At 48.6% G+C, this 25,084-nt stretch carries 24 protein-coding genes; 6 read left to right on the forward strand and 18 right to left on the reverse strand.

The features are described 5' to 3' along the window. Nucleotides 1–36 precede the first annotated feature (36 nt). The 8 genes from ACR0QT_RS02735 to ACR0QT_RS02770 form a co-directional block, all read right to left on the reverse strand. Nucleotides 37–285 carry a hypothetical protein gene (locus ACR0QT_RS02735; RefSeq protein WP_432629369.1) on the reverse strand — a complete coding sequence of 83 codons (249 nt, stop codon included), beginning with the start codon at nucleotides 283–285 and terminating at the stop codon, nucleotides 37–39. A gap of 49 nt (nucleotides 286–334) precedes the next feature. After that, nucleotides 335–541 carry a hypothetical protein gene (locus ACR0QT_RS02740; RefSeq protein ID WP_432629370.1) on the reverse strand — a complete coding sequence of 69 codons (207 nt, stop codon included), beginning with the start codon at nucleotides 539–541 and terminating at the stop codon, nucleotides 335–337. A 116-nt stretch (nucleotides 542–657) separates the two neighbouring features. Further along, nucleotides 658–1,584, reverse strand: coding sequence for an AEC family transporter (locus tag ACR0QT_RS02745; RefSeq protein ID WP_432629371.1), 927 nt, complete (start codon nucleotides 1,582–1,584; stop codon nucleotides 658–660). 129 nt (nucleotides 1,585–1,713) lie between these two features. Next, on the reverse strand, nucleotides 1,714–3,126 hold the full coding sequence (locus ACR0QT_RS02750; RefSeq protein ID WP_432629372.1) for a glycoside hydrolase family 1 protein: 1,413 nt from the start codon (nucleotides 3,124–3,126) through the stop codon (nucleotides 1,714–1,716). A gap of 85 nt (nucleotides 3,127–3,211) precedes the next feature. After that, nucleotides 3,212–3,514, reverse strand: a complete 303-nt coding sequence (locus ACR0QT_RS02755) for a PTS sugar transporter subunit IIB (protein ID WP_432629373.1) — start codon at nucleotides 3,512–3,514, stop codon at nucleotides 3,212–3,214. A gap of 213 nt (nucleotides 3,515–3,727) precedes the next feature. Then, nucleotides 3,728–4,039 (reverse strand): PTS lactose/cellobiose transporter subunit IIA, encoded by a 312-nt coding sequence (locus ACR0QT_RS02760; RefSeq protein ID WP_432629374.1) that lies wholly within the window; start codon nucleotides 4,037–4,039, stop codon nucleotides 3,728–3,730. 98 nt (nucleotides 4,040–4,137) lie between these two features. Next, the gene (locus ACR0QT_RS02765; RefSeq protein WP_432629375.1) at nucleotides 4,138–4,335 is read right to left on the reverse strand and encodes a hypothetical protein; all 198 of its coding nucleotides are present in this window, start codon (nucleotides 4,333–4,335) and stop codon (nucleotides 4,138–4,140) included. Nucleotides 4,336–4,476: 141 nt separating this feature from the next. Beyond that, nucleotides 4,477–5,781, reverse strand: a complete 1,305-nt coding sequence (locus ACR0QT_RS02770) for a PTS sugar transporter subunit IIC (RefSeq protein ID WP_432629376.1) — start codon at nucleotides 5,779–5,781, stop codon at nucleotides 4,477–4,479. A 275-nt stretch (nucleotides 5,782–6,056) separates the two neighbouring features. Between ACR0QT_RS02770 and ACR0QT_RS02775 the strand changes: the two genes are divergently transcribed. Continuing rightward, the gene (locus ACR0QT_RS02775) at nucleotides 6,057–7,538 is read left to right on the forward strand and encodes a family 1 glycosylhydrolase (RefSeq protein ID WP_432629377.1); all 1,482 of its coding nucleotides are present in this window, start codon (nucleotides 6,057–6,059) and stop codon (nucleotides 7,536–7,538) included. Between the two features lie 52 nt (nucleotides 7,539–7,590). Here ACR0QT_RS02775 and ACR0QT_RS02780 read toward each other — a convergent pair whose 3' ends face one another. The 3 genes from ACR0QT_RS02780 to nagB form a co-directional block, all read right to left on the reverse strand. Further along, nucleotides 7,591–7,863 (reverse strand): PTS sugar transporter subunit IIA, encoded by a 273-nt coding sequence (locus ACR0QT_RS02780; RefSeq protein WP_432629378.1) that lies wholly within the window; start codon nucleotides 7,861–7,863, stop codon nucleotides 7,591–7,593. Further along, entirely contained in the window at nucleotides 7,839–9,491 is a 1,653-nt protein-coding gene (locus ACR0QT_RS02785) for a BglG family transcription antiterminator (RefSeq protein ID WP_432629379.1), read from the reverse strand. The genes ACR0QT_RS02780 and ACR0QT_RS02785 overlap by 25 nt, the downstream gene beginning before the upstream one ends. 335 nt (nucleotides 9,492–9,826) lie before the next feature. Beyond that, on the reverse strand, nucleotides 9,827–10,555 hold the full coding sequence (gene nagB / locus ACR0QT_RS02790) for a glucosamine-6-phosphate deaminase (protein WP_432629380.1): 729 nt from the start codon (nucleotides 10,553–10,555) through the stop codon (nucleotides 9,827–9,829). A 396-nt stretch (nucleotides 10,556–10,951) separates the two neighbouring features. Between nagB and ACR0QT_RS02795 the strand changes: the two genes are divergently transcribed. From ACR0QT_RS02795 to nagA, 4 genes are all read left to right on the forward strand, one after another. Then, complete coding sequence (locus tag ACR0QT_RS02795) at nucleotides 10,952–11,641, forward strand: N-acetylmannosamine-6-phosphate 2-epimerase (protein WP_432629381.1); 690 nt, start codon at nucleotides 10,952–10,954, stop codon at nucleotides 11,639–11,641. A gap of 53 nt (nucleotides 11,642–11,694) precedes the next feature. Further along, nucleotides 11,695–12,600 (forward strand): ROK family protein, encoded by a 906-nt coding sequence (locus tag ACR0QT_RS02800; protein WP_432629426.1) that lies wholly within the window; start codon nucleotides 11,695–11,697, stop codon nucleotides 12,598–12,600. Nucleotides 12,601–12,689: 89 nt separating this feature from the next. Further along, the gene (locus ACR0QT_RS02805) at nucleotides 12,690–13,601 is read left to right on the forward strand and encodes a MurR/RpiR family transcriptional regulator (RefSeq protein WP_432629382.1); all 912 of its coding nucleotides are present in this window, start codon (nucleotides 12,690–12,692) and stop codon (nucleotides 13,599–13,601) included. A 61-nt stretch (nucleotides 13,602–13,662) separates the two neighbouring features. Beyond that, nucleotides 13,663–14,817, forward strand: a complete 1,155-nt coding sequence (gene nagA, locus ACR0QT_RS02810) for an N-acetylglucosamine-6-phosphate deacetylase (protein WP_432629383.1) — start codon at nucleotides 13,663–13,665, stop codon at nucleotides 14,815–14,817. Between the two features lie 11 nt (nucleotides 14,818–14,828). Here the strand turns inward: nagA and ACR0QT_RS02815 are convergent, their stop codons facing one another. The 5 genes from ACR0QT_RS02815 to ACR0QT_RS02835 form a co-directional block, all read right to left on the reverse strand. Beyond that, nucleotides 14,829–15,746: a dihydrodipicolinate synthase family protein gene (locus ACR0QT_RS02815; protein ID WP_432629385.1), complete on the reverse strand. Its 918-nt coding sequence runs from the start codon at nucleotides 15,744–15,746 to the stop codon at nucleotides 14,829–14,831. A 66-nt stretch (nucleotides 15,747–15,812) separates the two neighbouring features. After that, nucleotides 15,813–16,682, reverse strand: coding sequence for a MurR/RpiR family transcriptional regulator (locus tag ACR0QT_RS02820; protein ID WP_432629386.1), 870 nt, complete (start codon nucleotides 16,680–16,682; stop codon nucleotides 15,813–15,815). Between the two features lie 114 nt (nucleotides 16,683–16,796). Then, nucleotides 16,797–17,684, reverse strand: coding sequence for a carbohydrate ABC transporter permease (locus ACR0QT_RS02825; protein WP_432629387.1), 888 nt, complete (start codon nucleotides 17,682–17,684; stop codon nucleotides 16,797–16,799). Between the two features lie 12 nt (nucleotides 17,685–17,696). Continuing rightward, a complete protein-coding gene (locus ACR0QT_RS02830; RefSeq protein WP_432629388.1) occupies nucleotides 17,697–18,599 on the reverse strand; it encodes a carbohydrate ABC transporter permease in 903 nt (300 codons plus the stop codon). 209 nt (nucleotides 18,600–18,808) lie between these two features. Then, entirely contained in the window at nucleotides 18,809–20,143 is a 1,335-nt protein-coding gene (locus ACR0QT_RS02835) for an ABC transporter substrate-binding protein (protein ID WP_432629389.1), read from the reverse strand. 264 nt (nucleotides 20,144–20,407) lie between these two features. Here ACR0QT_RS02835 and ACR0QT_RS02840 point away from each other — a divergent pair, with 264 nt between their 5' ends. After that, a complete protein-coding gene (locus ACR0QT_RS02840) occupies nucleotides 20,408–21,067 on the forward strand; it encodes an SGNH/GDSL hydrolase family protein (protein WP_432629390.1) in 660 nt (219 codons plus the stop codon). 191 nt (nucleotides 21,068–21,258) lie between these two features. On the opposite strand, the gene ACR0QT_RS02845 is transcribed toward ACR0QT_RS02840, so the two are convergent. Next, entirely contained in the window at nucleotides 21,259–23,151 is a 1,893-nt protein-coding gene (locus ACR0QT_RS02845) for an ABC transporter ATP-binding protein (protein WP_432629391.1), read from the reverse strand. After that, the gene (locus tag ACR0QT_RS02850) at nucleotides 23,144–24,889 is read right to left on the reverse strand and encodes an ABC transporter ATP-binding protein (protein WP_432629392.1); all 1,746 of its coding nucleotides are present in this window, start codon (nucleotides 24,887–24,889) and stop codon (nucleotides 23,144–23,146) included. The genes ACR0QT_RS02845 and ACR0QT_RS02850 overlap by 8 nt, the downstream gene beginning before the upstream one ends. Nucleotides 24,890–25,084: the final 195 nt, after the last annotated feature.

A 25,084-nucleotide genomic window follows, 5' to 3' on the forward strand; every position in this document is an offset into this window, starting at 1 on the left:
ACTATACGAAACTATACTATTTTAGCACGATCCTACTTACTCATCGATCCGATCATCCCATATCTGATCATTCAATCTCACAAAATAAGAAAAAATATCCAAAATATTTTTATTATACCCTGCTTCCATTTTGTTGTCAATTTTCCACCTAAATCCGCCTTTTCCTCCAAAATCTGCTTTTCCTCTAAAATCTGCTTCTCCGCACAAATCCGCTTTTCCTCCCCCATCCACAAAACACCAAAAAAAGGAAGATCCGAATTTCTTTCGAATCTCCCTTATCTGCATCTGCCTAATCTGATCTTCTCTTTCAATCCAATTTTTCTACCGGCTACTGTTACTGAGCCAGAACCTGGAAATAGATTGCGGCAAGCTCTTTCGTTGCCTTGCAGGTCTTCTTTAACTGGTTTGCAACCTCTGCATCATTTCCGTTTGGATTCTCAAATTCCATCTTCATTCCGGTCTTCTTCACAAAGACCAGACCGTTCTCCTCTGCCACTTTCTGAAATACATCTGCCTTCAACGGCGCATTGATAATAATCATAATTTATCTCCCCTCATTTCCTTCGCACAAATTTTCCAATCAAAATCCCTGCACTTCTTCGTTCCACTGCGGTTAGCGCATAACAAGCGCCACCAGCACTTTGCAACCACTCTGAGTTATAAGAAAACACCTGCCAGAACCACCATCACCGAGACGGTAATCAGAGACAGAACCGTCGTCACCGCAAAAAGCTCCGATGCATAGTGACCATTCTTGTGATACTGGAGCGCAAACAGCGTTCCCATCGTTCCTGCCGGGCAAGCCGCAGCGGTCAGAACCGTCAACGCTACGGTTCGATCCGGATGGAGAAGCATCAGCTCCACAAGCGTGATCGCCGGAACAATCAAAAGTTTGAGCGCACTCAGCCAGTAGATTCTCGGGCGTTTCAGACTCGCAAGAAGATCACTGTCCGCAAGATTTGCTCCCGCAATCAGCATTGCAAGCGGAGTGTTCATCTTTCCGATCATCGACAGCGGATTGGCGATCACCGACGGGAAGCGAACTCCTGTCACAAACAGAATCAAACTGATGAAAATCGCAATCATCGACGGCTGAATCAGACTCTTCATCGTCTTTGCGAAACTGCTCGCGCGACCACTCATCAGCATCACGCCGTGAGACCATACAAAGAGGTTAAACACCGTGATGTAGGCGGTCATGAAGAAGACGCCCTCACTTCCAAGCAGTCCCTCAATCAGAGGAAGTCCCATAAATCCACAGTTTGAATAGATAACTGCCATCCGCTCAACACCAAAATCCGGATTTCCGTTTTTCTTCACGCAGAAATTTGCGAGGAGAATCGACAAGGCAAAACTGATTCCGGTGAGAATCGCGGTCTGAAGCAGTCTTGCGAGAAGTTGTACATCAAAATCAATCTGATACGACATCAGAATGACGCAGGGCGATACCAGATTCAGCAGAATTCCCGAAAAGCGCTTGTTCGACGCCTCGTCAATCATTCCGCACTTGCGAATCGCAATGCCCATGAACAGAATCACAAACATCTCAAGAATCTTCTCAACCGTAATCAATGCCAGTTCCATCTTGTCTCTTCTCCTATGTCAGAAATCCCCTCCGTCGGTTCTTCCCTCTTCTCTTCCATCTTCTCTTCCAGCTCGTTCCTCTTTCTTCTGATCCTCAAACGCACGCAACTTTTTGGTTTCTTCTGTCCGTCACAGTTCTTTTCCGTTTGTGCGAATAACGTTCTGATACCAGTAGAAGGAATCCTTCTTCAGTCGTTTCAAATCTTTCAGGTCATCATCTTCACGGTTTACATAGATAAATCCATATCTCTTGCCAAAGCCCTGATGCGTGCTGATCAGATCGATCGCTGACCACGGGCAATATCCGATTAAGTCAACCCCGTCTGCAATCGCCAACTCTGCCTGCTCCAAATGCTTGCGCAGATAATCGATTCGGTACGGATCATGGATCGAGCCATCCTCTTCCACGGTGTCTCTTGCACCGAGTCCATTCTCCGTGATGATGATCGGCAGTCCATAACGGCTTGCAACCATATCCAACGTATTGCGGAATCCGATCGGGTCAACCTCCCAGCCAAACTCCGTCCGATACAGATGCGGATTGGATGCACCGCGGTAGAGTCCCTCCTCGCCCACGGAAACCTGCTGATCTCCGACACGCGCACTCACATTCGACTCTCCCTCACGGCATGCTGCCACCGTGCTCGTGTTGTAGTAGTTGAAAGCGATGAAATCCGGGTTTGCTCCTTTGAGAGTCTCCCAATCTCCCTCTTCCACCTGCGGATAATATCCCTTTTCTCTCAGATATCCGCTCGCGATCGCATTGTATCTTCCATAGACTGCAACATCGAGATAGAGCCAGTTGCGGATCGCTGAGAATGTCTGGGAAGCGAGCACATCCTTCGGATTGCAGGTCTCTGCATAGACTTCCGAGATATTCGGTGCCGGTCCGATCTTTGCCTGAGGGCACTTCTCATGACACAGTTTCATGACGCGCGCCTGAGCCAAAAGCATGTGATGGTTCTGCTGGTAGAGATCTCTCCACGCCTCTTCTCCCTCCTGAAGCGTCGTTCCGATCGCCTTGCCGTGAAGAATCATCATGTTCTCCTCGTTGATCGTCAGCCAGTACGTCACAAGATCGCCAAACTCCTCAAACAATACATTTGCGAAGCGCACAAACGCATCGATCGTGCTTCGGTTCGACCAACCGCCCTTCTTCTGAAGCGCATCCGGAAGATCGAAATGATACATCGTCACCAACGGCTCAATGTGATATTTTCTCAGTTCTTCCAGAAGATTTCGATAAAATGCGATTCCTGCCCGGTTTACCTCTCCATCACCGTCCGGAATGATTCGCGTCCATGCAATCGAAAACCGGTACATCTTCAGCCCCATCTCTGCAAAGAGCGCCACATCTTCCTTCCAGTGATGATAGTGGTCACTGCTCACCTTAAAATCCGGGGTTCCCGGAATCAGTTCCTTTGTATCCTGTACCGACAGTCCCTTACCGTCCTCGTCCCAGGCTCCCTCTACCTGATACGCGGATGTCGATGCACCCCAGAAAAACCCTTCAGGAAATCCTTTTAACGTGCTATGATCCATTGTATACTCCCCTCAATCTTTGAATCTTTGCTTTGCTCGTCCAATCAATACACCATCAAAACGCAAAAACCTTGGATACTCCGTCTTAGTCGCCAAGTACCTTCTTTACCTGAGCGATAACCTTCTCGCCGTTCATCGTTCCATATGCCTGCATATCGATGCACTCGATGATCTTTCCCGGGCACTCTTTCTCTACTTTGTTCTTGCTGAAACGAACCTGCGGTCCAAGCAGAATGATGTCAGCATCTTTTCCCTTTTCTCTTGCAACCGTCAGAGAGTAAGCGTTGATCTGGCATTCATAACCCTGCTTTGCCGCTGCATCCTTCATCTTATTTACCAGAAGACTGGTTGACATTCCCTGTGCACAGAATAATACGATATTTCTCATTGTAATTCCCCTTTCTCAATTCACACAAATCCGTTTTGCCTACCTGCTCGCTTTTTTTGTGTTCCTTCTCGCCTGCTTGTTTTTTCTTAGTTTTTGTTTATTTCTTTTCTTATCTTTTTAAGTCGCTTATTTTTTGCCTTTTGTTTTATTTCTCGCTCTTTACTTACCTGTTCTCTTCATTCGCTCTTTTTTCAAGATGATTTTAGAAATCCCCTATGACTCTGCCTGCTTTTTGAGAATGTCAATCATCTCTCTGCACAGATCCATTACGGTCATTGCATTCATCAGGTGATCCTGGGCATGTACCATCAGGAGTCCAACCTCTGTCTTCTTTCCGTTCAGCTCATCCTGGATCATCTCAGTCTGGGCATCATGAGACTGGGCGATCGTCTGATCTGCCTCCTCCATCATCTCATCAGCCTTCTTAAAGTCTCCATCTCTCGCCGCTCTCAATGCTTCGATCGCCAGACTTCTTGCATTTCCGCCATTTACGACAAGCGTCATTACAATCTGTTCCAGATCCATTTATTCTCCTTTCCAGTTTTGCGACCCTGTTTTTCGTTTCGTCGCAACCCCTTTGCCGACTTCCCGTCGGTTCTCTCTCTTAAATTTTTTCTGTGCTTTTATGCAAATATTGTCATCTGTAAAAAGTAGACAATATAAGCGATCTCAATCATTGTCCACACCCACTTTTCTGAGCGGTGGAATGCAGACTCCTTTTTCCACACCCGGAAAAGACCACATGGCGGGAAAAAGATCAGCCACAGATAGGTAATAATTCTCTCTTTTGAAAACACATCTGACATTTCTCGTTCTTTCATCGCCCTGTACCCTCTCCCACAGATTTTGTGTGCTCATTTTCGGGTACCTCCTCCCGTTACTCTTTCAAGTCGACGATTCGGTACCCATTCTCTTTATTTTCCCAATACAATTTATCTGACGTTACTTGTCTGTTGTCACTCTTACTCAACCGGCTTCTGGTGGTTTGCTGCCAGAACGAACGGAATGTAAACCAGAGTTGCAAGTACCAGACAGATCAGCTGAGTGATTGCTGCTCCTACATTACCACCAGCACACAGGAATGCTTCCAATACCGGCGGAGTGGTCCACGGTGCGTTTACTACCATTCTACCGCAGAATCCGATATTTGTCATGATGTATGCAAAAGTTGCGGATACTGCCGGAGCAATCATGAACGGGATTCCAAGAACCGGGTTCATAACGATCGGAAGACCAAAGATCATCGGCTCGTTGATGTTAAACAGTGCACACGGAACACCGAGTTTTGCGATTGCACGGTAATCATCTCTCTTGGAGAAGAGAAGAATTGCGATGATCAGACCACCCGTGATACCAGCTCCGGTGAAGGTAGAGAAGCAGGACATGAACGGAGTGTTGATGATCTTCGGGATTGCGGTTCCTGCTGCATAAGCTGCCTCGTTCTCTGCGAATGCTGCAAGAAGGATCGGCTCGTAAACAGCCTTTGTTACCTGAGTTCCATGGATACCAAAGAACCACAGCAGAGTCGTAATAAAGATCAGGGTTACATATCCCGGGAAGCTCGTCAGAATGTTTGACAGAGGCTTCTGGATAAATGCGGTAATTGCGTTGAATAAGGTAACGCCGGTTACCTTCTCAAATACCCATCCGATCAGAGCGATCAGAATAACGGTGATCAGAGACGGGAACAGGATGGAAAACGAACGTGCTACGTTTCCCGGTACACTGTCCGGCATGTGAATCTCAAGTTTTCCGCTGTTTACCAGACGACAGTAGATCTCAGTTGCTCCGATTGCGGAGAACATTCCTACGAACAGACCCTGTGCGTTCGTAAAGGTTCTTGCCAGAACGTTGGTGATAACAACTTCACTTCCGTCTGCTGCCTTACCGGTTGCGGTAAATGCACACAGAGAAATGTAGGAAGCCAGTGCAACGACCGGCAGTGCCTTATCGGTGATTCCATAATACTCGCCGAGTTCCATCGATACAAGGATTACACATCCGATTGCGATGAAGTTCATCGTACCATAGTTTGCTGCGTTGAACATCGGAGCTAAGTTTCCGAGGAAGCTCAATCCCGGAACGTTTGCCAAGCTCATGTAGCCCGGCGTGGTATTGCAGATTACGTTGGAAAACAACGTACAGAACGATCCGATAATAATAATCGGGAGCAGGCTCATAAACGCATTCTTGATTGCGGATAGATGTCTCTGCGTCTGCATTGCGCCGGCGACTGCCAGCATACCATTCATCATTTTGTCTTTCATGTACACCCTCCTATTGGTTTGGCAGTTTGCCGGATCTATTTTCCATGCGCTTCCATGAGCTTGTGTAAATTCCCCCAGATACCGGTGCACTGCGTTTTTGTTTTGTGCACTTATCATAACACAACGCAAAACAGAACTCCACGATCTTGTTTTCCAAATCAATCTGGAAAAATCATGATTGGCATTTTCTGTGCATTTTCTATATACTGAACTTATCCCGTTCGTGGACAAACACGTAACACCAAATCACCAACACAATCTATGGAGGGTTTAACATGGAGAAGACAAAGAGATGTTTCCCAGAGGGATTTCTCTGGGGCGGTGCAACGGCAGCGAATCAGGTAGAAGGCGGATGGAAAGAAGGGGGAAAAGGACTTTCCGTATCCGACTGTGCCCGTGCGCATCTTGACAAAGATGTGACCAACTACAAGGCTCACAACAGCGTCACAAGCAAAGATATCGAGGAAGCACTCGCAACCGATGATGAAGTCAACTATCCGAAGCGTCACGGAGCAGATTTCTATCATCATTACAAAGAGGACATCCGCATGTTCGCGGAGATGGGATTCAAAGTATATCGCATGTCGATCGCTTGGTCCCGCATTTTCCCGAATGCAGATGATCCTGAGCCGAATGAGGAAGGTCTTCAGTTCTACGACAACGTCTTCGATGAACTGCGCAAGTACGGCATCGAGCCGTTAGTGACGATGTCTCACTATGAGCCACCGTTAAATCTGCTTCTGAACTATCAGGGTTGGTATTCCCGCGAGACGATCGGCTTCTTCACCCGCTTTGTTGAGACGATCTGCCGTCGCTACAAAGACAAGGTAAAGTACTGGCTGACCTTCAACGAGGTTGACTCGATGATCCGCCATCCGTACACGACCGGCGCTCTGATCGAGGATCGCTTCCCGGGAATGAACTTTGAGGAGGTCATTTTCCAGGCTATGCACCATCAGTTCGTCGCTTCCGCACTCGCAACAAAGATCTGCCACGAGATCATTCCGGGTTCTATGGTCGGATGTATGCTGACAAAGCTGACCTACTATCCGTACACCTGCCGTCCGGAGGACGTTCTCGAGGCTCAGCAGATGATGAGAAGCACCTACTGTTACAGCGACACCCAGGTATTCGGCGAGTACCCGGCTTACCTGCTCTCCCGCTTCAAGAATCATGGCATCCACATCCGCAAGGAAATCGGAGATGATGAGATCATGAAGGCTTACCCGGTTGATTTTGTTTCCTTCTCCTACTACCATTCTTCCTGCTCCGCAAAGGATACCTCCGATCTGAACCTGACTGCCGGCAACACGATCAATGCGATCAAGAACCCGTACCTCAAGGCTTCTGACTGGGGTTGGCAGATTGACCCAACCGGTCTTAGAATCTCGATGGTTGACCTCTATGACCGCTACCGCAAACCGCTGTTCATCGTAGAAAACGGTCTCGGCGCTGTCGATAAGGTCGAGGAAGACGGAAGCATCCACGATCCGTACCGCATCGCTTACTTCAAGGAGCATATGAAGGCAATCCTTGACGCGATCGAGGAAGACGGAGTCGAGTGTCTCGGCTACACCTCATGGGGATGCATCGACATCGTATCCGAGTCCACGAAACAGATGAGCAAGCGTTACGGCTTCATCTACGTTGACTGTGATGACTACGGCAACGGAACCTACAAGAGATCGAAGAAGGATTCGTTTGACTGGTACAAGAAAGTCATCGAGACAAACGGAGCTTCGCTGTTTGAGGACTAATTTCCTAAAATCTGACCACTAAAACCTTTTTGCCAAAAAAGAGGCAGGGCTTTCACGAAGAAAGCTCTGCCTCTAATTCTGTCATCGTATCTAAAAACCAGTCGTAATCCCTCTTGTGGATCAAATCCTGCACACATTTCTGACTCAGCATAAAGCTCGCCGTTGTCTGGTAAAACTTCTGAAGCTCCATACTGCACTGATCCTTATTCGCAATCGAGACAAGAAAGACGACCTGAACCTTCTGATCCGCCCACTGAATCGGTTGATCGAGAATCGCCAGACACACAAACGTCTCCTCGCTCATCGCCTTGTAGCAGTGTGGCATCGCGACCAGATTTCCAAATGCGGTTTTGCCATCCGCTCTCGCTCGAGCACCGACTCATAGAACTCCTCGCCGAGATTCATTTTCTTCATCGCAAACTCACAGATACAGCGGATTGCCTCTTTCCTCGTCTTCACGTTTAAATGGGGCAGAAACAATTCTCTGCGGTAATACTGTTGCATCACCGGATCTTCCCCGTTTAAAAGCACTTTCCGGATCTGGAAAAACTCGGTCTCATCGAGAAATGTCTTCACTTCCTGAATCGGGATCGGGACCTTGACCGGAATCGGAACCGAAGTAAAGATATAGTCATACTCCCGGAGATCCATCCGTTTCAGACTTGCGACATCACACGCTGTCACCTTGTTTAAATACGGTCCGAACATTTTTTTATACTTGTACTCGATCAAGCGAGCGCTTCCTCGCCCCGATGCACAGACAAGCAAAATATTCTTTTTCTGAGCCTCTGTCTTGATGCGCTCAAGTGCGAGCGCAAACGCAAATGCAAAGTATGCGACCTCATCCTCACACAGCTCCGTCTGATAATGTTCGTTGATCACCGTCGATGCATGGCTTGCAATCGCGTAGGACAGACAGAACTTCTTCTTCACATCCTTGAGCAGAGGATTTCTCGCCTTCATCTTGTAGTGAATCCGAACCTGAAGAGGCACGATGTGCTGACTCAAAATCATGCGCAATTCGAGATCCCCGCGGAAATCAAAGCGGAACGCCTCATAGACGCTCTCGAGCATCTCCGTGACGAGATCACTGATCTCCTGCGAGATGACCAGATTCTCAGAGGAATCTCCCTCTGCATTGAACAGCTCTTTGCCTGCCAAATGGATCGCAATGTATCGAACCTCATTGTTCGGAAACGTGATCTTAAAATACTCCTGCAAATGCTCTGCCACTCTCTGAGCCACCTCGTACTCGTGACTTCCAATCAGCTCGGAATCCGTTTCCTCCGGCATCGGAATGCAGTGCCCCTCGACGATTCGGCTGATCGCGATGTAGAGATGCACGACAAGATTCTGGAATCCCGCACTCGACAGATGGAAATTCTGCTCTGTGAGAATCTCCGCGACACAGCCTGCAATCTCCTCCATGCTCTGATTTCCCTTGTGAAATCTCTTGCTCGAAAACGACGCAATACACAGGCGGAAGTTGAATTCCTTGCCATCGACCGCAATCCCATATCCCGGTCGGCGCACAAGTTCAATGTGATATTTATTTAAGAATTTCTCCACCTCTCTGAGATCTTCACTCAACGTCCGCTTCGAGATGTAGAGCATCTCGCTGAGTTTATCCATCTTCGTGTAACCGGGACTATTAAAGAGATACTCTAGCAGATACTGAACTCTCTCCTCCGAGGTCGACGGGATGAAGGTCCCGCTCCCCGACATCTTTTTCTTGTAAGACGCATAAAGTTCCGGGTTCTGAATCTCCAAGTAGTATCCCTCTCCATACTTGGATTGAATCAATGCCCCGTGATCGGAAATCTCCTCATTGATCTCCTTGAGCAGATTCCGGACGGTCTTCGTTCCCACTTCCAGCTGGTCAGCAAGCTCCTGAGCCGGATGATATCCTCCGGTCGAAAGAGTCTCTAAAATCTGACGCATTCTCTTCTCCAAAAGAATCCCCCTTTTCTCACTGAATCTGTTTTTTCTAAAATCTTTTTCCCCGGTGATTGTTTTGAGACAATGTTATCTCTCATTTATTTACATACTAATTTCTATTCTATCTTAAAATCACAGTTAAAACAAGCCATCCGATTTTCACACTTTTTCCATTTTAAAAGAGAAAAAGTCTGCATTTTTGTTAAAAATACAGCAAGAGGATCTGTTCTCTCCCGCTGTGAAGAACAGATCCCCTTGATTTTTCCCTATTTTTTGCTGTTTTTGCCTTTGATATTTGTTATTGATATTTGTTATTTTTTTATCCGACTTTTCACCATTCTCTTACCAATCTAGTCAATCAGGCTCAGCGCTGACTCATCCGCAATCACGGTCACATCACTGTGTAACTGCAAGATCGAAGCCGGGACAGCCGGTGTGATCGGGCCGTAGAGCGCCTTCTTCAGGGCTTCTGCCTTCTCCTCCCCGCTCGCAATCAGAAGAATCTTCTTCGCCTGCATGATGTTCTTGATTCCCATCGTGTACGCCTGTCTCGGAACTTCCTCCTCAGAAGCAAAAAATCTCTTATTCGCCTCGACCGTACTCTCAGCAAGATCTACGCAGTGCGTCTCCTTCTCAAATGCGGAACCCGGCTCATTGAATCCGATATGACCATTTCTGCCAAGTCCGAGAAGCTGTAAGTCGATTCCGCCGTGTGCGCGAATGATCTCATTGTAACGCGCACATGCCTTGTCCGAATCCGGCTCAAGACCGTCCGGCACAAAGGTACGTGCCTTGTCGATGTTCACATGATCAAAGAGATTCGTGTTCATAAAATAGCGATAGCTCTGCTCATTGTCCGGTCCGAGTCCCTTGTACTCATCGAGATTGATCGTCGTGACTCTCGAGAAATCGAGATCCCCCTTGTTGTACCACTCAATCAGCTGGCGGTAGGTTCCAACCGGTGATGAACCGGTTGCCAACCCCAATACGCAGTCCGGTTTCATGATGATCTGCGCGGAAATGATGTTTGCCGACTTTCTGCTCAGATCCTGATCGTTTTTTGCCTTATAAATAACCATAAGATACCCCTTTCTTTTGCTGTTTTCGTTTTCGTGTCCTCGTTACCGTGACGTGTCTTCCCCTTGTTTTTGCAAGATTTTTCTGACGGAACTTTTCTGTCTTTCATCTCAGCAAGCTCCCTCTTCCCTTCTTAGTATACCTGATTGAAAAGGTTTTTCAATATCTAACAGGAATCGTGAAACCAGTTTCACAGCAAGAAAAATCTACCATGTTTTTGTCAAAAACTTTCAAATAATACTAGTTTTCCCCCTTGTTTTTCATCTTTTTATGCAAAATTTTGAAACTAATTTCAGTATCAATATCGTCTATTGAAAAAAGTTTTGATTCCCTGTACACTGAAAACAGAGGAAATCCTGGAAACTGTCACACCTTATCACAGATCGGAGGAAAACAAAATGAATCAAAAAGTAGCAAATCTGGAAGGCAAACTCATCGTCTCCTGTCAGGCACTGCCTGACGAACCCCTGCACTCTTCTTTTATCATGGGAAGAATGGCGCTGGCTGCAAAGGTCGGCGGTGCGAGCGGAATCCGCGCAAATACAAAGGAAGACATCAGGGAAATTCAGTCTCAGGTTGATCTCCCGATCATTGGAATCGTAAAGAGAGATTACGAGGACAGCGCGATCTACATCACCCCAACAATGAAGGAGATCGAGGAACTCATGGAGGTAAAGCCGGAGATCATTGCGATGGACGCGACGATTGCAACCCGTCCGGGCGGAAAGACACTCGATGAATTTTTCAAAGAGGTGAAGGAAAAATATCCGGATCAGCTCTTCATGGCAGACTGCTCCACCGTGGAGGAGGCGCTTCACGCCGATGAGCTCGGCTTTGATTTCATCGGCACAACGATGGTCGGCTACACCCCACAGAGCAAGGGCGACAAGATTGAAGCGAACGACTTTGAGATTCTCAGAACCATCGTCTCAAAAGTCAAACATAAAGTGATTGCGGAGGGAAATATCAACACCCCGCAGAAAGCCAGACGCGTGATCGAACTTGGCGCATTCAGCGTCGTTGTCGGTTCGATCATCACAAGACCACAGTTGATCACAAAATCCTTTGTCGAGGAGATGGAACGCTGATCCAACCGGAAAACTCGCAGAAGGAAAACAGAACACAGAGAGGAACACTTATGATGAGACACTACATCAGCATTGATATCGGCGGTACTGCGATCAAATATGGAATCATCCGCGAGGACGCAGAGATCCTTCTGCGAAAATCCATGCCGACAGAGGCATACAAGGGCGGTCCCGGCATTCTCGAAAAAGTCATCGGGATTGTGGCAGATTTGCAGAAAGAATCTGAGGCAGACATCTCCGGCATCTGCATCTCAACTGCCGGAATGGTCGACATCAAAGAAGGATCGATCTTCTATTCCGCTCCCCTGATCCCAAATTTCATCGGAACACAGTTCAAACGGACACTCGAGGAGAGATTTCACCTTCGCTGTGAGGTCGAAAATGACGTAAACTGCGCCGGTCTCGCAGAGTGTCGCTCCGGCTCCGCAAAGGGAAGCAAGGTTGCACTGATGCTGACAATCGGAACCGGCATCGGAGGATGTATCCTCCTTGACGGCAAAGTCTTCCACGGATTCAGCAACAGTGCCTGCGAGGTCGGATATATGCACATGGATGGCAGTGATTTTCAGACACTCGGCGCAACGAGTATCCTGACAAAGAAAGTCGCAGAGCGCAAGGGGGAGTGCGAGGAAAACTGGAACGGCTATCGAATCTTTGAGGAAGCAAAAAGAGGGGATGCGATCTGTATCCGGGCGATCGATGAGATGGTGGACGTGCTCGGCAAGGGAATCTCGAACATCTGCTATGTCCTCAATCCCGAGGTCGTCGTCCTCGGTGGCGGAATCATGGCGCAGGAGGAATATCTGAAAGACAAGATTGAACGCGCGATCAAAAAGTATCTCGTGTCCGGCATTGAAGAGCACACGACACTCGCCTTCGCCAGACACCAAAACGATGCAGGCATGATCGGAGCCTTCTATCACTTCTGCGAGATGACAGAAAACCAAAAAAGAAATTAAAAAAACACAAAGGAATTAAAAAACACAAAGAAATTAAAAACCAAAAAAGAAATCAAAAAGAAAACAACAAAGAAAAGCAGGAAATTTCTATGGAATACTATGTAAAATCCGTGATTCCCATGATCGAATCCAACTACAACAACCTGACCCCTCTCGAGAAAACCATCGCGGATTTTTTCATCCATAATCGGGAGAAAATGGATTTTTCCAGCCAACACATTGCCAAACTGCTCTACACCTCCAAACCCACGCTTTCGCGGTTTGCCAAGAAAATCGGGTATCATGGATACAAGGAATTCATTTACCAGTATGAGGCGACCTTTGTGGAAAAAAAGGAGACCATCACAGGAAATACCCGAATGGTCTTTGATGCCTATCAGGAACTCTTAAACAAGACTTATAACCTTGTAGATGAGGCACAGATCAGCAGGATTGCCGGATACCTAAACACGGCGCAGAAAGTGCTCGTGTGCGGTTGTGGCAGTTCGGGACTCTCTGCCAAAGAGATCGAACTGCGGTTTATGCGAATCGGTGTGGATGTTGATTCGCTGACAGACCCAGATATGATTCGGATGTCCTCCGTCTTCCAGAATCCGCGCAGTCTCGTCTTCGGATTCAGCCTGAGTGCCGAGCGAGAGGAAGTACTCTATCTGTTAGAGGAAGCACACAAGCGGGGGGCAAAAACCGTACTCTTCACCGCAAACAACGGGGAAAGTTTCAAGCAATCCTGTTCGGAGGTCGTACTCCTCTCCTCATTGAGGCACTTGAATCACGGAAATCTGATCTCCCCCCAATTTCCGATTCTCGTTGTCCTCGATCTGATCTACGCCTGCTACGTCGAGCAAAATAAAGATGTGCGGGAAGGCATGCATGACCGGACACTCCGCGCACTCGAGAGACACGAACCCACAGAACCCACAGCTGAGAGACCCATAAAGGCAACGGAGACAACGGAGGCAACGGCTGAGACGACCACAAAAGAAAATAAAGTAAGAAAGTAATTCAGGAAAGAAAGTAAAAAAAGAACGTCAAGAAAGATGAGACAGGAGAATTTAGACAAAGATGATCATTGACAATGTGAAGGTTTATACCAGAGAACAGCAATTTGTAAAAGGCGGACTGATTCTTGATGGCGACAAAATCCGCGAAATCTATACGGAAGCACAAAAACCGGATTTTCAAGGCGACGCGATCCTTGACGGAGACGGTGCTTATGCGATCCCCGGTCTCATCGACCTACATTTTCACGGTTGTATGGGCGATGACTTCTGCGATGGCTCGAAGGAAGCCCTCGGCCGAATCGCCGAGTATGAGGCATCTGTCGGAGTAACCGCGATCGCACCGGCGACGATGACGCTCCCCGCCGACGAACTGATCCATGTCCTAAAGACAGCAAACGAGTATAAAAAAGAGACCTGCGATCCGAAGAAGGCAGATCTCGTCGGCATCAACATGGAAGGTCCATTTATCAGCCCGGTCAAAAAAGGGGCACAGGATGCAAGAAATATCCTTCCCTGCGATACCGCCCTGTTTGACCGCTTTTTTGAGGCTTCCGGCGGTCTTGTGAAATTCATCGGAGTTGCCCCGGAGGAGAGTGAAAACGCGCTCGATTTCATCCGTCAGGTCAAAGACCGCGTGAGCGTCTCCCTCGCCCACACAAACGCCGACTACGATACTGCAATGTCCGCATGCCGGGCAGGAGTTGACCATGCGGTTCACCTCTACAATGCAATGCCCGCCTTCTCCCACCGCGCTCCGGGTGTCGTCGGCGCAGTCTTTGACAGCAGACAGGTGATGGCAGAGATCATCTGTGACGGTATCCACATCCACCCTGCAACCGTCCGCGCGACGTTTCAGATGATGGGCGCAGACCGGATGATCCTGATCAGCGACAGCATGAGGGCGACCGGAATGCCGGACGGACAATATACGCTCGGCGGTCTCGATGTGAAAGTTGTCGGCAAACTCGCAACACTCGTCTCCGACGGGGCGATCGCCGGCTCTGTGACAAACCTCATGGACTGTCTTCGCACCGTCGTAAACGAGATGGAGATCCCGCTTACGACTGCGATTGCCTGTGCGACCATCAACCCCGCCAAAAGTTTAAAGATCGATGACGAGTATGGCTCGCTCGAACCGGGAAAGAAAGCTCATATTGTTCTCTTAAACCCGGATCTCTCACTCAAAACCGTAATCAAAGATGGCTTAAAATTATAACCATACCTTTTTTAACAGAATGTTTTGATCGCCTCATCGATCATTTTCACACACTTCTCAACCTGCTCCATATCTTCGGGGACGAGGGCAGTCAGCGGTTTTCTTACAGAACCGATGTCAAGCCCCTCTCTCCGGCGCAGGATCTCCTTGATCACCGCATACATATTTCCCTTGCACGAACACATCGCATAGATGATTGCGTCAGCAGAGTGCTGGATCGGTCTTGCAGACTCATAATCCCCTGCCTTACACAACTCAAAAATCTTTAAGTAGAGCTCCGGCATCACACCGTAAGTTCCGCCGATTCCTCCGTCTGCGCCGATCGCAAGACCGGAGACGAGCTGTTCATCAGGACCGTTGAAGACCACAAAATCTTTTCCTCCGTCCATCTTGAACATCTGGATGTCCTGAGTCGGCATCGAGCTGTTCTTGACTGCCGTGACTCTCGGATTCTTGAGCATCTCGTGGAACAGAGGCATTGTGAGTGCAACGCCGGCAAGCTGAGGAATGTTGTAAATCACAAAATCCGTGTTCGGAGCGGAGGCAGAAATATCATTCCAGTACTGGGCGATTCCGTACTCCGGCAGATGGAAATAGATCGGAGGAATCGACGCGATCGCATCCACGCCAAGACTCTCAGCATGGCTCGCCAGCTCACAGCTGTCTGCGGTGTTATTGCAGGCAACATGAGCAATCACGGTCATCTTTCCCTTTGCGACTTCCATAACCGCCTCAAGGATTGCCTTGCGCTCTTCCTTGCTGTGGTAGATACACTCACCGGAAGAACCCCCGACATACACACCTTTGACGCCTTTTTTGAGCAGATGCTCCGCCAGCGCTTTGACTCTCTGCGTGCTCACGTTTCCGTCATCGTCGTAGCAGGCATAAAATGCCGGAATGATTCCCTGATACTTTGTAATATCTCTCATTTTGCTCGTCCTTTCTCAAATAAAATACTCCGTAACTGCGTAACTGCTCTCTCTACAATTTACCGATTACAGAAGAAACTTGGAAACCGCTTTTGCGCTGGTCTCCCGGTTCTTCTCTATGGTCTCGGAATCCCTTCTGATGAACTCCTGATAAACCATATCAATCACCATAAGTTGAGCGATCTTTGCGACGATCGTGCCCGACTGGAGCGGTCTCTCGTTGGAACCGCAGACGAGCACGACATCCGCATACTGGCTTGCAGGGGAATTCGCAAAGCGGGTGACCACGATGATCTTTGCCCCTCTCGCCTTCGCTGTTGTGAAAATGTCCTCCATCTCCCGGGTTGAGCCGGAGTAGGAGAAAAACCAGATCGTGTCCTTCTCAGTCATCAGGGCAGCGGTCATCGCCTGAAGATGGCTGTTGTCAACCGCCATGAACTTACTGCTCACGACCATGAAGCGCACCCACGCCTCCATCGCCATGACCATACTCCCGCCCTCTCCCATGCAGTAAACACGGTTGGACTGTTCGATCAGATCCGTCGCACGCACCACCTGTTCCGTACTCAGAAGTTCCAAAGTTTGATTGATCGCCGCCCAGTACATCGCCCGGAGTTTATTTCCCGTGGCGCTCACGTTATCATCTGCCGTGATTGTACTGTAAATATCATCCTCCACACCATTTTTCATCATGTGGCGGGCGCTTCCCTCATCCTTCGCAAGTGCCAGCTTAAATTCATTGTATCCACTATATCCGAGAAGTCTGCAAAAGCGAAACACGGTGCTGTCCGCAACCCCGCAACTGCTCGCAAACTCTGTAATCGAAGTCAGATACAGATCTCCTTTCTCTGCTAAAAGCCGGTCCGCAATCTTCTTTTCTGTCTTTGTCATCTGGCTGTACCGCGCTGTAATCCGGTTTGACACTTCATTCAACATCGATTTTTTCACTCCTCTTACTGCTTTTTGTTACCACAACGGTATCATACGGCATTTTCCGTTCAGAAAACGCCTCTCCGTGTGCGGTAACTTTTTTCCATTCCGTCTTCACGTCTAGCCTTTCACAGCTCCAAGTGTAATTCCCTTCGTGAAATACTTCTGGAAAATCAGGAATACGATGATGATCGGCAGTGCTGCCAGCGCAGAACCTGCCATCAGCAATCCGTAATCCGTTGAATTCTCTGCCTGCATCGTAGCAATACCAAGCGAAATTGTCAATCTGGAATTGCTCGTCAGCATGATCAACTGCATAAAGTAATCATTCCAGGAACTGATGAACGTAAAGATCGCCAACGCTCCGATACCCGGTTTGATCATCGGAATGACAATGTCTGTGAACGTGCGAATCTCGCTTGCCCCGTCTACGCATGCCGCCTCGAGCATCTCTCCCGGCACGCCCTCACTGAACTGCTTCAAGAGAAAAACGCCAAACGGCCAACCCACGATCGGGATGATCGCTGCCGACAGCGTGTCGTAAAGACCGATTGCTGACATTTCCCGGATCAGCGGAATCAGGATAACCTGCTTCGGAAGTGCCATTGCACAGACAATCAGCGAGAACAGCAGGTTCCGTCCGATAAAACGCTTCTTTGCAAGCACATATCCCGCCATCGAGGAGGTAATGCATGTCAGAATCATCGAGACAACCGCCATAAAGACCGTATTCAAAAGCCAGCGAAACGCCGCCGGAATCGTCGGTCCAACCATACCAAGAATCTCAAACAGCGGTGCACTTCGCTTGCCCATCAGCGTCTGATAGTTATCCATCACCCAGCTCGTCGGCCACCAGATCGGTGTCACGGACATGATATCCATCTTCGACTTGAAAGAACCGGTGATGATCCAGTACAGTGGAAAAATGAATAAAAAGGCGATGACAGTGATCAGAACCGCCGACACAATGGTGTATGCAGATTGCTTTTTCTTTGTCTTCTTTCTCATATCACTTCCTCCTTACTTCTTTCCCTGACCAAGCTTAAACTGTACAGCAGACAGGAGTGCAATGATCAGAGCAAGAATCACGCCCATCGCATTTCCGTATCCATAGCGATACAGCTTGAATGCATTGTAATAGATATAATACATGATCGTCATGGTAGAGTTGTTCGGTCCACCGGAAGTGAGCAACTGAATCAAAGCAAAACACTGAAACGAATTGATCGTCGTGATAACCAGAATGTACAAAGTCGTCGGCATCATCTGAGGCCATTTGATCTTCCAGAACGTCTGGTAGTCGGTTGCTCCGTCCACCTGTGCAGCTTCAACAAGCGAGCGATCCACATTGTCAAGTGCAGAGACATACAGAACGATCGGCTGACCGACAGAGGTCGTCAGAAGAATCAGAATGATACAACCGAGTGCATACTTGCTGTCGCCCAGCCAGTTGATGTTTCGATCAAGCACTCCAACCGCATTTCCGACATAGTTGAAAATGCCGTAGTAGTTGTTAAACATCCATTTCCACACCATCGTAACGGCAACGGAACCGGTGACAACCGGAAGATAAAAGATACAGCGGAACGCTGAGGTTGCCACCGTTGTCATCTTGCTGATGCCATTTGCAACCCAGAGTGAGAAAATACAGGTCACCGGCACAGAAACAACCACGATAACCAGAGTGTTGCGAAGCGCAATCCAGAATACGTCATCGCCAAAAAGTTCCTTATAGTTGGAAAGTCCGATAAAGATATCCGCTCTTCCCATTGTGGAATCAAAAAAGCTCGTGACCACACACATAAACATCGGATACACGACAAAACCGATGAAAAATACAAGAAACGGCAACAGAAACAGGTAGGAAGTTACCGTCTCTTTGATCACAAGTCGATGACCTCTTCCATTACGTTTTTCAGTCACAGGTCTTCTCCTTTCTGTCCTGTCCACAAAAAATCCCCTAAATTGTGGACAGATTCCTTAAATACGATTTCCTTTTTGAAAAAGAAAGTCCCTTCCCAAACACTATTCAAACCCGATCTGTCGCAGATACTGTCATGCGAAGATCACGCAGAGATGAAAAGGAAGGGACTCAAATTTCACTTATCAAATTCCAGTATGAACTTTATTCCTTAGTTTGTTGCAGCGGCATTTGCATTTGTCACAAAGGTATTCACGCTCTCGGTTACATCCTCTCCTGCGCCTACCTTCTGAAGCATATTCCACCACTCGGTACGAGCCGTTGCCCAGCCCGGAACAACCTGATAGTAATCACCCATGTACTGCATGAACTCACCGTACTCGGTCTTGAGTTCATCACCCTCGTACATATTTGCCAGAGACTTGCGTGTGGACCAGTAAGTAGAAGCCTTTACTGCTTCCTCCGTGTTCTCATCACATGCCCACTTGATGAAGGTCTTTGCGGACTCCATCTTGCCTGCATCACCATTGTCGAAGACACCAAATCCCCAGATACCGCCACACAGTGCCGGATCTCCACTTTCAGTCGGGAATGCCATCGGGAACGCATCAAACGTCAGCGCATCGGCATTGTTCGTCTCCTGTGCAATGTTCCAGCAGAATGCCATCTGAAGAACGCCCTGAACAAAAAGCTGAACCTCGTCACCGCCCTGAATAGCCGGATCAAAATTGATACCATCCTGAGCTACCAAAGCCTCAAGCGCCTTGATATTCTCCGGAGAATCAGCGGTGTAAGCCGTGTGATCTGCATTCGTGTAAGTGCCACCGTACATATTGTTGATGAGTGCGCGGGTACCCTGGTCACCACCCTGACCTCCGCAGTAAACAGCGCCCACATTCGTGTAGCCTGCATCATACATCGTCTGAACTGCTTTCAGGAAATTCTCTGTACTCCAGGTATGGGTTTTCTCGTCGACATACTGCCATGCTCCCGCCTTCTCAAATGCATCGCGGTTGATCGCCATGCAGTGAGCCGTCATACACAGCGGATACTCATAATAAACACCGTCGCTGTTCTTGCAGGCAGATTCCACAGATGCCAGCGTGTCTGCCTTGACCTCATCCGTCCACAGATCAGAAATGTCTGCCATCACACCCTTTGCTCCCCAGTTTGCAACGAGACGCTCCGGTCCTTCCATGATGATATCCGGTGCGGTCTTTCCCTCAATCGCGGTGTTGACCTTATCATCGCCATCCGCATAGGTGAGGTACTCCACTTTCACCTTGATCTCCGGATGTTCCTTGTTAAACTCTGCCAAAAGGGCATCCACCGTCGCCTGATCGCCCCATTTTCCGATCGGGTACGTCCACAGCGAGATCTCTGAGGAATCTCCTCCACCTCCCGATGTCGCTTCCGTCTCCGTCGCCGGCTCTGCCTTCGTCTCAGGCGCCTTTGTCGTAGCTGTTGTCTGTGCGCTATTTCCGCCACAGGCTGTCAGGGACAGTGCCATCGATACCGCCAGTGTCAATGCTAAAGGTTTCTTCATCTTACTCTTCTCCTTTTTCTTTTTTATGGATCATCGTCGATCCGGACACTTCTTGTTTTTGTGTATTTTCCCCATTCAAGAAATGTCATCCCCCATGTTCATGTACAATATTACCATACAAACCCTGTCCTGTCTACCTATTTTGAAAAGTTATTTTTTTATTTTTAAAAATGAAAATATTTTTTATTGTTTTTTATTGAAAACAATGTTATGCTTGGAACAAGATAAAGAAAGATAGCTGGAAAAATAAGGAGGGCATTCATTATGAAAAAACACATCGTCTGCTTCGGGGACTCGAACACGCATGGCTATTGTGCCGTCACCGGAGGACGTTTCGATGAAAATGAGCGCTGGACAAAACTGCTTGAGAAGAAGCTCGGCCCGGACTACCTGATTCTCGAAGAAGGACTCTCCGGACGCACGACCTGCTACGACGATCCGATCCACGAGGGACTTTGCGGTCTTGACTACATTTATCCCTGTCTTATGAGCCACGAGCCGGTCGATCTTCTGATCATCATGCTCGGGACAAACGACACGAAGGAGCGTTTCGGTTCTTCTGCCCAGTGCATCGCACTCGGACTCAGACGACTGATCTTAAAAGCACTCGCAACGGTCGACTGTTGGCGCGATGGAAAACCGGAAATTCTCGTCGTCACCCCGAAAAACATCGATAAAGAATATGAGAACACCGAAGTTGCCCTGACGATGGGACGGGGATGTGCCGAGAAGTCTCAGGGACTTGGCGCAGAGTACGAAAAGATTGCAAGTGCTCTGGGATGCCATTATTTTGATGCCAACCTTGTTGTCACCGAAAATAATCACATCGACTATATGCATCTAACTTTAGAGGGGCATGAACAGCTTGCGTCCGCACTCGCTGAATTGATCCCATCGATCCTGTCCACCTCCACAAATCCGTGATAAGACAGTGCATTCAAGCTCATTTTACATAAAAACGCCAGAGCACCTGCTTCCGGTTTTCCCGAAACAGATTCTCTGGCGTTTTTTATTTATTTGAAACTTTTCTTTATTCAAACCTCTTATTTGCTAAAAGCACTCTCTTCGTAAGGTGCTTTTATTTTCACACGTTCTCTCTCATACTTCTGCTCGTCTTACTCAAGCTCAAATGCGCCCGTGTAGAGCTGATAATACTTGCCCTTCTGAGCAATCAGATCCTCATGGCTTCCGCGCTCGATGATATGACCCTGCTCGAGAACCATGATGACATCCGAGTTCTGAACGGTGGACAGGCGATGTGCGATGACGAATACGGTACGGCCGTGCATCAGTGCGTCCATACCCTTCTGCACGATCTCCTCGGTTCTCGTATCGATCGAGGACGTCGCCTCATCCATGATCATAACCGGCGGATCTGCGACTGCTGCACGCGCAATCGCGATCAACTGGCGCTGACCCTGAGAGAGGTTTGCTCCGTTTGCGGCGATCATCGTCTGATAGCCCTCCGGCAGACGGGTGATGAAATCATGAGCTCCCGCGAGCTTTGCAGCCTCCATACACTCCTCGTCGGTCGCATCGAGTTTTCCGTAGCGGATGTTCTCGATAACGCTTCCGGTGAACAGCACCGTATCCTGAAGGATGATGCCGAGGGAACGGCGCAGATCTGACTTTCTGATCTTGCTGATATCGATGCCGTCGTAAGTGATTGTACCGCGCTGAATGTCGTAAAAACGGTTGATCAGGTTCGTGATCGTCGTCTTTCCGGCTCCGGTCGCACCTACAAATGCGACTTTCTGACCCGGCTTTGCGTAGAGCGTGATGTCGTGAAGAACCGTCTTCTCCTCGTTGTAGCCGAAGTCGACATCCTTGAAGCGGACATCTCCGGTCAGGCGAGTATATCTCTTCTCCTCCGGTGCCTTCTCATCCTTCCATGCCCAGACCTCGGTGCGCTCCTTGCACTCGACGAGCTTGCCATTTTCTTCCTTCGCATTGACAAGGGTCACATAGCCCTCATCCTTCTCGGCAGTCTCATCAATCAGATTGAAGATACGCTCTGCACCTGCCATACCCATGACAACCGCATTGACCTGGTTTGATACCTGACCGATGTTTCCACAGAACTGTCTCGTCATGTTCAAAAACGGAACCGTGATACTGATGCTCAGAGCCATTCCGGACACGCTGAGGTTCGGAACACCCGCAAGAAGCAGGATACCGCCGACAATCGCAACGACAACGTAGAGCACGTTTCCGATGTTCATCAGGATCGGCATCAGCGTGTTCGCATACTTGTTTGCACGCTCTGCAACAGCGAAGAGTTCATCATTTAAGCGGTCAAAATCCGCTTCGGTGCGCTCCTCATGGCAGAACACCTTGACAACCTTCTGGCCGTTCATGATCTCCTCGATGAAGCCCTCAACCTTACCGATCTCAATCTGCTGTTGGATGAAATATTTTGCGGAGTTGCCACCGATCTTCTTTGTGACCTTCGTCATCAGGAAAATGCCGAAGAGAACGACAAAGAGAAGCCATGCACTGTAATAGAGCATGATGCACAGGATCGTCAGACTCGACACCATCGAAATAATCAACTGCGGAATACTCTGGGAGATCATCTGACGCAGGGTGTCGATGTCGTTGGTGTAGTAACTCATGATATCGCCGTGGTTGTTCGTATCAAAATATTTGATCGGCAGATCTTCCATTCCGTTGAACATCTTCAGACGGAATTTTTTCAAAGATCCCTGCGTGATCGTCGCCATCAGGCGCGTGTAGGTGAAACCTGCAATCAGGGACAGCACATAAAACGTTGCCAGAATCAGCACATATTTGGTAATCTGTCCGGATGCCCCATTCCAGTCACGGCTCTGCCAGTTCTTCTCGACAACCGCGATGATATTCTGCTGGAATACCGCCGGAACAGAGCTGATCAGTGCATTAAACACGATACACAGGAGGGTGACTGGAAGCATCACCGGATAGAATTCAAACAGCGTCTTGATCAGACGGATCGCTGTCTTTTTGCTGAACGAAGCGCGCTTATTCATTCTCCTCACCTCCTGCACGGTTCTGGGACTCATATACTTCCCGGTAAATACTGCTCGTCTTTAAAAGTTCCTCGTGTGTTCCGATGTTCTTGATCGTACCGCCATCCATGACGAGGATGCGGTCTGCATCCTGAACGGAGGAAACACGCTGTGCGATGATGATCTTTGTCGTCGTCGGAATGTACTCGGAGAACGCCTTGCGGATCAGCGCATCGGTCTTCGTATCCACTGCACTCGTCGAGTCATCGAGGATCAGGATCTTCGGTTTTTTCAGAAGCGCGCGTGCGATACACAGACGCTGTTTCTGACCGCCGGATACATTGGCACCGCCCTGCTCGATGTGGGTCGTGTACTGGTGCGGGAACTGCATGATGAACTCATCCGCCTGAGCAAGCTCACACGCCTCCTTCATCTGTGCGTCCGTCGCATTCTGATCGCCCCAGCGCAGATTCTCCTTGATGTTTCCGGAGAACAGAATGTTCTTCTGAAGCACAACGGCAACCTGATTTCTCAGCGCCTCGATATCATAATTGCGCACATCGACTCCGCCGACTTTTACAGAACCCGTCGTCACATCATACAGACGCGGGATCAGCTGGATCAGCGTCGACTTTGAAGTACCCGTTCCGCCGATGATACCGATCGTCTCGCCGGACTTGATGTGAAGATCAATGTTCGCAAGCGCCATCTTCTCCGCATGCTCAGAGTAGCGGAAGCTCACATTCTCAAAATCGATCGAGCCATCTGCAACCTCCATCACCGGATGCTCCGGATTGTGAAGTGTTGTCTCCTCGGTCAGAACCTCTGCGATACGCTTTGCGGACTCCTCCGCCATCGTTACCATAACAAATACCATCGAGAACATCATCAGACTCGACAGAATCTGGAAGTTGTACACAAGAAGCGCAGAAAACTGACCGACATCGAGATCCATACCACCGCTCGTGATGATCGTGTAGGAACCGAAGGACAGCACAAAGATCATTGCGACATAGAGGCAGAACTGCATCATCGGGTTGTTCAGTGCCAGAATCTTCTCCGCTCTCGTGAAGTCTGCGCACACATCCTCTGCGGAACGCTCAAACTTCGCCTTCTCATACTCCTGACGAACATAGGACTTCACAACGCGCATGCCCTTGATGTTCTCCTGAATCGAGTTGTTGAGTGCATCGTACTTCTTGAACACATTTTTGAAGATCGGGGTAACGCTCTTCATGACAAGAAACAGGCTGACTGCCAGAATCGGGATGACGATCACGAAGATCAGCGCCATCTTTCCTCCCATGATAATTGCCATCGTCGCTGAGAAGATCAGCATCAGCGGGCTTCTGAATGCGAGACGCACCAGCATCATGTATGCCATCTGCACGTTCGTCACATCGGTCGTCATTCGGGTCACCAGTGATGAAGTGGAAAACTTATCAATGTTCTCGAATGAGTAAGTCTGAATCCGGTAAAACATGTCCTTTCGCAGATTCTTCGCGAATCCGCAGGAAGCCGTCGCGCAGTTGAATCCCGCTCCCGCTCCGAAGGACAGAGAGAGTCCCGCCATCACGACAAGAATCATGCCGTAGCGGACAATCGTTCCAAGATCGCATCCTGCCTTAATCTGGTTGATCAGACGGGCTACCACAAACGGAATGATACATTCCATGATAACCTCCATCGATACCAGAATCGGCGCAAGAATGGACGGCTTTTTGTACTCCCGGATTGATTTCATTAATACTCGAATCATTCCTTTGTCTCCTTCCATAAATCATTCGTGGTTATCGGGCAGATTTGAAACATCGCTTCAAATCCACTCCAAGTTGCGTAACCGAAATCGCTTTTTCGTGCTTTTGAGCAAACATAATAATAGCGCATATGGCTTCCCATCCCCGACAGATGGGCGCCTGCGCTATTATACTCTGTCATCTCTATTCGATTCTAT

Source organism: Brotaphodocola sp., from assembly GCF_050873365.1.
GTDB lineage: Bacteria > Bacillota > Clostridia > Lachnospirales > Lachnospiraceae > Brotaphodocola.